This is a genomic window from Methylobacterium nonmethylotrophicum, from assembly GCF_004745635.1.
GTDB classification, from domain to species: domain Bacteria; phylum Pseudomonadota; class Alphaproteobacteria; order Rhizobiales; family Beijerinckiaceae; genus Methylobacterium; species Methylobacterium nonmethylotrophicum.
The window spans coordinates 17,475-27,549 of the sequence record NZ_SRLB01000055.1 but is presented as its reverse complement, the minus strand read 5'-3'; the positions used below and the strand labels follow the sequence as shown (position 1 = coordinate 27,549).

11 protein-coding genes are annotated in these 10,075 nt (G+C 66.6%); 10 read left to right on the top strand and 1 reads right to left on the bottom strand.

Annotated features, from left to right (window positions below):
• The 3 genes from EU555_RS36545 to EU555_RS34070 form a co-directional block, all read left to right on the top strand.
• A partial coding sequence (locus tag EU555_RS36545; protein ID WP_167858753.1) for a threonyl-trna synthetase occupies positions 1–420 on the top strand: 420 nt, incomplete at its 5' end.
• 356 nt (positions 421–776) lie between these two features.
• Positions 777–1,103 (top strand): hypothetical protein, encoded by a 327-nt coding sequence (locus EU555_RS34075; protein ID WP_135419748.1) that lies wholly within the window; start codon positions 777–779, stop codon positions 1,101–1,103.
• Entirely contained in the window at positions 1,097–1,825 is a 729-nt protein-coding gene (locus EU555_RS34070) for a class I SAM-dependent methyltransferase (RefSeq protein WP_091889745.1), read from the top strand. The genes EU555_RS34075 and EU555_RS34070 overlap by 7 nt, the downstream gene beginning before the upstream one ends.
• 210 nt (positions 1,826–2,035) lie before the next feature.
• Here EU555_RS34070 and flgB read toward each other — a convergent pair whose 3' ends face one another.
• Positions 2,036–2,434, bottom strand: a complete 399-nt coding sequence (gene flgB, locus EU555_RS34065; protein WP_210329328.1) for a flagellar basal body rod protein FlgB — start codon at positions 2,432–2,434, stop codon at positions 2,036–2,038.
• Between the two features lie 105 nt (positions 2,435–2,539).
• Between flgB and tnpA the strand changes: the two genes are divergently transcribed.
• The 7 genes from tnpA to EU555_RS34025 all read left to right on the top strand — a co-directional run bounded on the left by tnpA (position 2,540) and on the right by EU555_RS34025 (position 10,052).
• Positions 2,540–2,965: an IS66-like element accessory protein TnpA gene (gene tnpA, locus EU555_RS34060; RefSeq protein ID WP_135419747.1), complete on the top strand. Its 426-nt coding sequence runs from the start codon at positions 2,540–2,542 to the stop codon at positions 2,963–2,965.
• Complete coding sequence (tnpB, locus tag EU555_RS34055; RefSeq protein ID WP_135419746.1) at positions 2,962–3,318, top strand: IS66 family insertion sequence element accessory protein TnpB; 357 nt, start codon at positions 2,962–2,964, stop codon at positions 3,316–3,318. The genes tnpA and tnpB overlap by 4 nt, the downstream gene beginning before the upstream one ends.
• 67 nt (positions 3,319–3,385) lie before the next feature.
• Positions 3,386–4,915, top strand: coding sequence for an IS66 family transposase (gene tnpC / locus EU555_RS34050; protein ID WP_135419745.1), 1,530 nt, complete (start codon positions 3,386–3,388; stop codon positions 4,913–4,915).
• A 215-nt stretch (positions 4,916–5,130) separates the two neighbouring features.
• Positions 5,131–6,411 (top strand): IS66 family transposase, encoded by a 1,281-nt coding sequence (gene tnpC / locus EU555_RS34045; RefSeq protein WP_048447848.1) that lies wholly within the window; start codon positions 5,131–5,133, stop codon positions 6,409–6,411.
• A 288-nt stretch (positions 6,412–6,699) separates the two neighbouring features.
• Positions 6,700–7,068 (top strand): hypothetical protein, encoded by a 369-nt coding sequence (locus EU555_RS34040; RefSeq protein ID WP_083469526.1) that lies wholly within the window; start codon positions 6,700–6,702, stop codon positions 7,066–7,068.
• A 1,123-nt stretch (positions 7,069–8,191) separates the two neighbouring features.
• Positions 8,192–8,419, top strand: a complete 228-nt coding sequence (locus EU555_RS34030; protein ID WP_048447847.1) for a hypothetical protein — start codon at positions 8,192–8,194, stop codon at positions 8,417–8,419.
• 157 nt (positions 8,420–8,576) lie between these two features.
• Entirely contained in the window at positions 8,577–10,052 is a 1,476-nt protein-coding gene (locus EU555_RS34025; protein WP_048447846.1) for an efflux transporter outer membrane subunit, read from the top strand.
• Positions 10,053–10,075: the final 23 nt, after the last annotated feature.

Genomic DNA, 10,075 nt, shown 5'->3' with positions numbered 1-10,075 from the left:
TCTATGGCGGATCGGGAGGCCAACATCACGGCCCTGTTCTACTTTCATGGGCAGCCGCCGGCTTCCGGGCCGGACACGCAGCAGGTCGTCCTTGAGATCTGCCGGGACGAAGGCCTGCAGCAGGTCATCTGGGTCAGCCGAGACTTCCCGGAAGCCGAACTCTCCGCACGCTACGAGCCCATCTACCAGGAAGGGGTCCGGCGCCACGGCGAACCCGTCAAGGATGGTAGACCGGAGACTGTGGTCTGGTCCGGCGGACACACGCTCCTGGCAGTTCGTTCCGTCGATGGCGGCCGCAAGCGGCTGATCATGATCGCCACCGGCGATCAGTACGAAAAATGCTCCGCGGCGCACGAAGCCGGCGCGGGCCATCCTGCCACCGTTCACACCTCCGCCTTGCACAAGGCGACGACCCCATGATGCCTATGCCGCCTCGCCGAACCGGTTCGCATGCCCCGAGTTCGCAGAGGGAGGACGATTGCCACCTCCAGAGCGCATTGCTCGTGCCAGACGGGCTGCCGGTGAGGCATCGGCCCGTTGCCATGGGATTAGCCGCGCTGACGGCGATCGGGGCAGCGGCCATCTGCGTTCGGGCCGAGACGCTGGAGAGCGCTCGTGCGGGTCTACAGTGTCAATCCGCAGGCCAATACGGGCTGCGCGGGTGTGCGGGCGACCGACGAGACCATGGCCTGGGTGCGGGCAGGCTACCGCCCGACCGTGGCCGTCCAGGCCGGCATAGGGGTTTCGTCGGCGGAAAGAACCTGGCCGGCAGGGGCTTGAAGCAGACCACACGTCCGAGTGGGGCGGCGCTCACCGTAAACCAAACCCTGTTCAACGATGTTCAGATCGGCAACAGCAGCCGGCGCGCGGAGTCAAACGTGCTCAGCCAGTGCGAGACCCTGCGCTTCACGGAGTTACCCCGCTGTTCAACGGGCACAGGCTTATTCGATCAGGTCAAGGATCTCTGGACGGCGTGCGACCGACGGATGGCTGCCGAGGAGCAGAGCAAGGTAATGCAGGCCAAGGTCGAGAGGCTGGTCTCGGACGCCGGCGTTGAAATTTGCTCCGATAGAGCGCCCTTCTCTGCCCGACGGGAATGCTGAAGGTGCAGGCTGGCAAGAGCACGACAGGCTTCTTGTATGCCAAGAGCCAAACCGATCTCATACACACTCAGGTGTCGGCCAGCCGGCAAGTCCGTGGCCAATGGCTCTCGGGGACTTTCCGCATGCTGGTCGATGCCTGTCTTCTGGATGACCCAAAATGGTATGTCCCACTTTCGGAGGCACTCGTACCAAGGCCCGGCGAATGCATTCTCGACTGTGGCCCTGGAAGCGCCTTGCGCGCATTGTATTATGCGGATCGCTTCCCAGACACCGAATTCACTGCGGTGGAGTTCAATCGGCGTCGGATCGCGAAAGCGTTCAAGCGCGCATCTAGCATGAACTTACCCAACTACAAAGCTATGACGTTCGAGGATGCGAGAAGAACGCCGTTCAGTGCAGGTCAGTTCGACAAGGCCATGTTGGTTCTCAATTTACATGGTCTTGAACCGGAGGACAAAATCAATAACTTGCGAGAGCTTCGTCGGATCGTTCGAAGGGGCGGCATCGTCTTAGCGGCGGACATCGACCGGCCGAAGGCCTCGCGAGAAGATGTGATCTTGCGAATCACCCAGCTGCTCTATGGTGCGGAGGCGACCAGATCCCATACGTCGGGGACATGGCCGAAGTTCCTGTCGGAGGCGGGCTTCACGGGCGTGCGCCGCGTATCGGAGCATCCCATCTGGATCGGCCGAATGGCCCTGGTCCGCAGCCGGAAGCAGTGAGATCATGCAGTCGAGCAGGTGAACGCTTCAAAAGGATACCGTGCGAGTTCAATCATGGCTGGAAGGTAGGCTCTGGTTTCGTCTGGTTGCCTCTCGCCGATGAGCCTGACTCGCATCACGCACTCGGCTGCTGCGTTCGTCGCGCAAGTTTATCCGCTGGTCATTCAGAAAGCGCTTGTCCAGATTTGTGGGAAAGATAAGAAAAGATCGTCAGGAGCCCTTCAGACTCAACATCAACATGCGGTCGAATGCCTTCGTGATCGCTATATTCAGGGAATGGTCTCGGCTGACCTCGCTGGCCTTGAGCATTTCCTGCTCGAGGCTGACGGAGCTTGAGGTCGAAAGCGCGTCCCAGGCATCGGAAGCCTTGATCTTCGTTGCGCTAAATGGTGGGTCTGCTGCGTTCAGGTGGCCGCTTGCTGTCGTCGACAGGCTAGCCGTAGCCGTGCGGGCCATGACTTCGGCGAAGGGCAGGACGTCACGCGCTTTGTAATCCGGTGTATTCGCGTTGGCGACATTGCCAGCAATCATGGACTGACGGACCGCAAGGTAGCGAGCCTGCTGCGACACAAGATCAAAGAGATAGACGCCTGTCACTTCAAACTCCAATCCGCATCTCCGGGACTTCAAGGTAAGCGTTCTTCCGAGCCCACCTACCGTCGTGCGTGGTGAGGCGCGATGCTGATGTCCGTGGTTTGATGCGGGGATCGGCTTGTGTCTGGACTTGAGCATAGATTTGAGCCGCGCCGCCTGGAGGTGATCACGGGTGGCAGCGGGCGGCGGGTCTGGTCGGCGGATGCCAAGGCGGCGATCCTCGAGGAGACCCTTGTACCGGGGGCTGTCGTCTCGGTGATCGCGCGCCGTCACGGGGTGACGCCCCAGCAGGTGTTCGGCTGGCGCCGGGAGGCGCGCCGCGCCCTCGAAGCGGCGCGGGATCCCACTGCGATGACCTTCGTGCCGGCGACGACGCCAGCTGCGTCCGCTCTCCCACTGGTGCCGTCACCGACGCGCTCGCCCGAGCGAGCAGCGGATGGCGCCGGGATCGAGCTCGAGATCGGTGGCGTGGTGGTCCGCATCGGCGTTCACGCCAGCGAGCCTCAGATCAGGGCGGTGATCCGCGCCCTGAGGCCACGGCCGTGATCGGGCCCAGCGGGGCCGTGCGGGTGATGGTGGCCACCCGCCCGGTCGACTTCCGCAAAGGCGTCGACGGGCTGGCCGCCCTGGTGCGTGACGCCATCGGCGCCGATCCGTTCTCGGGCAGCGTCTACGTGTTCCGCTCCAAGCGCGCTGACCGGATCAAGCTGGTGTTCTGGGATGGGACCGGCCTAGTTCTGGTGGCAAAGCGGCTTGAGAGCGGTGCCTTCCACTGGCCAGCGCCTCGCGACAGCACCGTGCACCTGACCGCCGCCCAGCTCTCGGCTCTGCTCGAGGGGCTGGACTGGCGACGCGTTCACGGCCTGCGCCCCGTCGTGACCCCCGCCATCGCGGGCTGAGCGGCAGAGTGCGGAGGACGCCTCACAGCCATCGCAAGTGGCTGAGAACTATGCTTTAATCTTGTTCGTGGCTGCCCCCGCTTCCCCTCCGCCGGACGATCCCGAGACGCTCAAGGCGCTGCTGGCCGAGGAGCGGGCCGAGAACGAGCGGCTGCGCCAGATCATCCAGGCGATGCAGCGCCACCGCTTCGGGCGGCGGGCCGAGAGCCTGCCGGAGGACCAGCTGCTGCTGGGGCTGGAGGAGGCCGAGCAGGGCGAGGCCGCCACGCTGGCTGCTGCCGACATCGAGCCGGCCAGCCGGGCGACGCGGGTCGCCGAGCGACGGCGCAACCGGGGCGCTCTGCCTGCTCACCTGCCGCGGATCGAGCGCGTCGTCGATCCCGCCAGCCTGGTCTGCCCGTGCTGTGCCGGGACCTTGCACCGGATCGGTGAGGACGTCTCTGAGCGCCTCGACGTGGTACCAGCGCAGGTCCGTGTTCTGGTGATCCGCCGGCCGCGCTACGCCTGCCGGACCTGCGAGGAGGCGGTCGTACAGGCGCCCGCACCCGCCCGCCTGATCGAGGGCGGCCTGCCCACCGATGCGCTGGTGGCGCAGGTGCTGGTCTCCAAATACGCGGACCACTCCCCGCTCTACCGGCAGGCGCAGATCTTCGCGCGCCAGGGCGTCTGCCTCGACCGCTCGACCCTGGCCGACTGGGTCGGGCGCGCCGCCTTCGCGCTGCGCCCCGTGCACGAACGCCTGCTGGAGAAGCTACGTGCCAGCGGCAAGCTGTTTGCCGACGAGACCACCGCGCCGGTGCTCGATCCCGGGCGCGGCCGCACCAAGACGGGGCAGCTGTGGGCCTATGCGCGGGACGACCGGCCCTGGAGCGGGCGCGATCCGCCCGGCGTGGCCTACGTCTACGCCCCCGACCGCACGGCCGAGCGGCCGCTTCGTCACCTGAGCGGCTTTGCTGGGGTGCTGCAGGTCGACGGCTATGGCGGCTACAAGGCCCTGGCGGATCGCGGCGGGATCCAGCTGGCGTTCTGCTGGGCGCACGTGCGTCGGCGCTTCTATGAGCTGGCGCAGGGCGGGCCGGCGCCGATCGCCACGCAGGCGCTGGAGCGGATCGCGCGCCTGTACCGGACCGAGGCGGAGATCCGCGGCCGCTCGGCCGAGGAGCGGCGGGCGCAGCGCCAGGAGCACAGCCGCCCGGTGATCGCGGCGCTGGAGCCCTGGCTGCGTGAGACGCTCGGGCAGCTGAGCCAGAAGAGCCGGCTGGCCGAGGCGATCCGCTACGCGCTGTCGCGCTGGGCGGGGCTGTGCGTGTTCCTGGAGGATGGCCGGGTCGAGCTCGACTCGAACGTGGTCGAGCGGGCGATCCGGCCGCTGGCGCTGACGCGCAAGAACGCGTTGTTTGCCGGTTCGGACGGCGGCGGTCAGCACTGGGCGGTGATCGCCTCGCTAATCGAGACCTGCAAGCTGAACGGGGTGGAGCCGCACGCCTACCTGAGCGACGTGCTCACCCGCATCGCCGAGGGCCACCCCAACCGCCGCCTCGACGAGTTGCTGCCCTGGGCCTATGCCAGCGCGCAAGACCTCAAAGCCGTGGCCTGAAGGCTTCGCTTACACTTCAAGGCCTATGAGTGCAGCCTTGTCCGAAGCTGGCGAAGCTTGGTGCGAGTGGCAGCCCTGGTGGAGTTTGCCGATGCGCCTTGAAGGTAATTACCCACGGGGTATGTCCGGGCGCGAGTTGGCGCGTGCCGCTTCGCCTCGCATCGCGTGGACCTCACCCTCTTGCGCAGGTTGGATTTCGCTGATTCCTTCGTGGGATGGGCCGCAGCGATCTTGAGCGGTTGAGCCGCGAGGAACTGATCGAGCTGGTGCTGCGGCTGCAGCGACCGGAGAAGACCTCGCGCACCTCCTCGAAGCCGCCGGCGACCGATCACAAGGACCGGCGCGAGCAATCCAGGCCCGGTGGCGCCAAGCCTGGTCACGAGGGTCACAGCCGCGTCATGACCGACGATCCCGATGCGGTGGTCGATCATCGCCCCGACCGCTGCTCGTGCTGCGGTGGCGCTCTTCACAGGGAGCTGTCGGCCGAGGTCGTCAGCCTGTCTGAGCGGATCGAGCTGCCGGAGGTCGCACCGGTGGTGACGCAGCATCGGCGTCTTGCCGTGCACTGTCCGTCCTGCGGAGCACGGATGGTCGCGCCGGTGCCGGAGGCGGCGCGCGACACCCCGTTCGGGCCACGGCTGCATGCGGTGGCGACCTATCTCAAGACCTTCCAGGCGCTCTCCTACGAGCGGCTGCAGGCGGCGCTGTCCGACCTGTTCGGACTGAGGCTCAGCCAGGGCGGCCTGATGAACCTGCTCCGCCGTGCGCAGGGCCGCTTCCATTCCGGTCGCGAGGCCGCCGTCGCGATGCTGCGCCGTGCCGCCGTCGTTGCGTCGGACGAGACCGGCGTGGGCATCCAAGGCAGCAACGCCTACCACTGGGTCTTCCACTCGACTGACGCGGTGGTGCACACGGCCTCCCCGACGCGGGGCGCCGTCGTGGTGCGGGCGATGATGGATGGGCACCGGCCCTCGGTCTGGATCTCGGACCGCTACACCGCCCAGCAGGGCCATGCGGCCCAGCACCAGACCTGCCTCGCCCATCTCGCCCGCGACGTCGCCTACGTCGTCGAGACCAGCGACGACCCTGTGCCCTGGCGCCTGCAACTCTGGCTGCAATCCGTGTTCGCGCTGGCCGAGCGCGTCACCGACTTGGCCACTTCGACGCGGGCCGCCAAGCGCCGAACTTTGGAGCGGCAGCTCGGCGCCATCCTCGCCGAACCAAGCCGCTGCGACCTGACGCGCGGTCTGCAGGCCAAGATCGGCCGCGCCCGCGACCAACTTCTGGTCTTCCTCGCCCATCCCGGCCAGGTCGAGCCGACCAACAACGGCTCGGAACGGCTGCTGCGCCCGACCGTCGTCCAGCGGAAGATGACCAACGGCTACCGCGCCATGTGGGCCGCCGAGGGCGAAGCCGATATCCGAACCGTCGTCGATACCGCACGCCTCACAGGCGCCAGCCCCTTCGGCACCATCCTCAAGACCGTCGGCGCCTGAACACAGCCACTACGGGCGTGAGTAATTACTGCCGTGGAGAACCTGTCCCATAGCGCGTCCCTCCATGCGGCATCAGTTGTATCACCACACAGCGGGACCAAACATCTCTAGTGAGCCGTTGCGATGCCATCGCCTCGACGGCCGATCGTTCGTGGGAAGGTCTTGACGTAGATATTACGGTTGAGGCGCTACGGTATGCCGGGGCGCTCGAGCGGGGCTGGGCAAAAACCTGGGCCGGGGCGGGGCGCTTCGGTTGACGTTCGATGAACGCCACTTCAAGATCATGAGATGAACCGAACGAGTATTCCGATCCTGAGCGTCACGTCGGCGATTGGCATTCTGTTATCAAGTCCTGCTACGGCCGATACCGTCAAGATCGTTGGCCTTGGCGCCTCGACCTGCGCCCACTTCAATCAGGAGATAGGAGAAAATCCTGCGCTTCAGCGTGATTACTTCGCATGGGCACAGGGCTTCATGAGCGGAGCGCTTATCCGGGCTCCTCAGGGCGTGGACGAGGGACTTGATCTCACGCCTCCATCCTTTCCGCTGCAGGAGCAAGTAGATTTCCTGCGAGCCTTCTGCGCCAAAAATCAGGACCAGGACTACATGGACGCGGCGCGCGCTTTATATCGCCGCCTCCGTGGTCCAAAAACTTAGTTTCAGCTCGCAGGTATTGGATATTTTGATGCACCGGTACCAAGCTTGTTTTTACATCGCGTACGCGGCGCGGGCAATATCTGCCGACTTCCCGATCAGCCGTCCTCAGTGACGCTCTTCATGGTGCGTGCTACGTTCGTGACCTTCACGACGCTCCTCGTGGCGCCCTTCCCGGCGCTCTTGGTGGCCGCCATCGCGGTGCTCCTCCACGACGTGGGGCCCGTGTGAGCCTCCCGGCACCTGCACCCCGCCTGGATTGACGTCAATGTGCTGAGCCATGGCTGCCGCCGGTGCGAGCGTAAGCGCTGCGGTCAACAGCAAAACCGTAGGCATTTTCATTGTCATCACGACCTCCCTTAGTCTTAGCCGCGAGCACTAACGCTCAAGTTCGAATTGGGATCCCGATCCTCACTGACGCCGAGCGGATATCCCGATACACTCTGGATTACGGCGAGGACCTAGCAGGCGCCTCCGTGACGTCGGCAGTCGCGACGATGCTGGGCGGCCGTGCCACGTTTTCACCGGACGCTCCCCGCTCTGCCTTGTTCCGGGGCGCTCTCATCAACACCGGCTCGGTCGCGCCGACCGTGGCGCGCATGGTCCGCTTGGGAGCGAAGCAGGGTCAGTGGCCCTGTCCTCCGTAACCGCCATGGCCGCCGGAGGAGCGTCTGTGACCTCCTCCATACCCAAAGCCGCGACCAGAACCTCCATGGCGGCCGTAAGAGCGTCCATGGCCCCCGGAATAGCCGGGCCGACCGAAGCCGCCGTGGCGGCTGTAGGATCCGCCGTGCCCACGGGATTGGCCATAGCCATGACCCTGAGCGGCGGCCGGGTCCGACAGCGACACGAAGCCGATACCGACCGCCAAGGCGAACAGACCGGCGGTCAGGGCCGCTCCGAAGCGAGGCGCATCTGTCATGTGCATTGTCTCCTGATGAACGGCACGGGCATCGTGTCGTCGTGTCCTCAGGCTAGGCGTGCGCCTTTGAACTGCACCTGAACGGAATGTGCGACCGCCGGACAGCTCGCGCTTGCGGCCACACCGGACGCACAGCCGCAACATGCCCGCCCAACGGATGCCACTTGCCGGCGTTAGCTCCGCGCAACACGGCAGGAGCCACGCATGACGGCCGACGACCTCGACAAACGGGCTGAGCTGACGATCTGGCTTGGAGCAGGGACGGCACAGACCCGACAGGGCCGGGCGTTCGCAACCTTGCGCGAGGCGCTCTCCGCGGCTGTGGACGCGCTGCACGACTCGGAGGCGAGGCCCTGGATCGTGACCGAAGAGGGCGACATCCTCTCGCCCCACTGGATCCGGGCGAACCGCGATGTGGCGCGCCGCCATTGAGGCGAACACCGCGTGGACCGTGCTCAACGGTCGGAACGCTGATGCAAGGGAGGACGCTGGACGTCATGGCCGAGATTGTCAGGTTGCCCGGCCGGTCCACACGCGACACCGGGGCCCTCCAGGACCCGCCAGCCGCCACCCGGCGGCCCCGCAGGTGATGGGTGCGCTGGGCTTGCGCCTCGTCGGTGCGATGACGCTTGCCGGCCTGACCTCGGCCTGCCTCGTCGGACCGGACTATGCGCGTCCCTCGGCCGAGACCCCGCTGGCTTTCAAGGAAGCCTCCGGCTCCCCTGAGCCAGGTTGGCGGGCGGCCAGGCCGAGCGACGCGGTCCCGCGCGGCGACTGGTGGTCGGTCTTCCGCGATCCGGTCCTCGACGGCCTGATCCGCGCCATCGACGTCGACAACCAGACCCTGCGCCAAGCAATCTCTCGGTACGAGCAGGCCAGAGCCGTGGTCCGGCAGGCGCGCGCCCAGCTCTTCCCGACCATGATCGGTGCACCCAGCATCCGGCAATCCGGGAGTGGCAACGAGGCAGAGACCACCCTGACCCTGCAAGGCTCGGCCAGTTGGGAGCTCGACCTGTTCGGCCGCATTCGCCGCCAGATCGAGAGCGGCACGGCCTCCGCTCAGGCCAGCGCTGCCGGCCTCGCGCTCGTGCGCCTCACGAGCCAAGCGGAACTCGCCACGAACTATTTCCAGCTGCGCTATCAGGAGTCGCTCCGGCGGCTCCTGAACGACACCGTCGCGGGCTACAAGCGCAGCCTAGCGATCACCCAGAACCAGTACGCGGCCGGTGTCGCCGCCCGCTCGGACGTGATCACCGCGCAGACCCAGCTCCAGACAACCGAGGCCTTGAGCATCGCGGTTGAGCTGGACCAGGCGACCTTCGCGCATGCCATCGCGGTCCTGAGCGGCCGGCCTCCCTCGGAGATCACGATCCCACGCGGGCAACTCGCCGCACGGCCGCCCAGCATACCCGTGAGCGTGCCCTCGACGCTGCTGGAGCGGCGCCCGGATGTGGCCCAAGCCGAGCGCTTGGTGCAGGCGCAGAGCGAGCAGATCGGCGTCGCTGTGGCGGCCTTCTACCCGAGCGTGAGCCTGTCGGGTTCAGGGGGCCTCTCCGGCGATCCGACCGCTGCGCTGTTTGCGGCCGAGAACCAGTTCTGGTCGGTGACCGGGGCCGCAACGGAGGTCTTGTTCGACGGCGGCGCCCGCTCGGCCGCCCAGCAGGCGGCGCGGGCCGCCTATGAGGCGGCCGTCGCGATGTACCGGCAGACGGTGCTGACGGCGTTCCGTGAGGTTGAGGACGGCTTGGCAGGAGTGCGCATTCTGGCACGGCAGCAGGTGGTGCGGCAGGCTGCCGTGGCGTCCGCCAGCCGCGCCGTGGAGATCGCGCTCAACGAGTACCGGGCGGGCACACAAAACTACACCACGGTGGTGACCGCGCAGGCGCTGGAGTTGAGCAACCGCGTCGCAGCACTGCAGGTCCAGGCCAGCCGCTTCACCACGGCCATTGCGCTGATCCGGGCCTTAGGGGGTGGCTGGGACACGCGCAGTCTGCCGACGCGGCAGGAGGTCATCGCGGCTCGCCTGCCAGTCGACAGCGGGCAACCCCTGCGCGTAGACGAGTGAGCCCTCGGCCATTTGTGCATCGC

Coding starts and splice junctions, on each gene's coding strand:
- tnpC (WP_048447848.1), top strand. CDS start 5,131: ATGGGCCGCAGCGATCTTGAGCGGTTGAGCCGCGAGGAACTGATCGAG.
- EU555_RS34040 (WP_083469526.1), top strand. CDS start 6,700: ATGAACCGAACGAGTATTCCGATCCTGAGCGTCACGTCGGCGATTGGC.
- EU555_RS34025 (WP_048447846.1), top strand. CDS start 8,577: ATGGGTGCGCTGGGCTTGCGCCTCGTCGGTGCGATGACGCTTGCCGGC.
- EU555_RS34030 (WP_048447847.1), top strand. CDS start 8,192: ATGACGGCCGACGACCTCGACAAACGGGCTGAGCTGACGATCTGGCTT.
- EU555_RS34070 (WP_091889745.1), top strand. CDS start 1,097: ATGCTGAAGGTGCAGGCTGGCAAGAGCACGACAGGCTTCTTGTATGCC.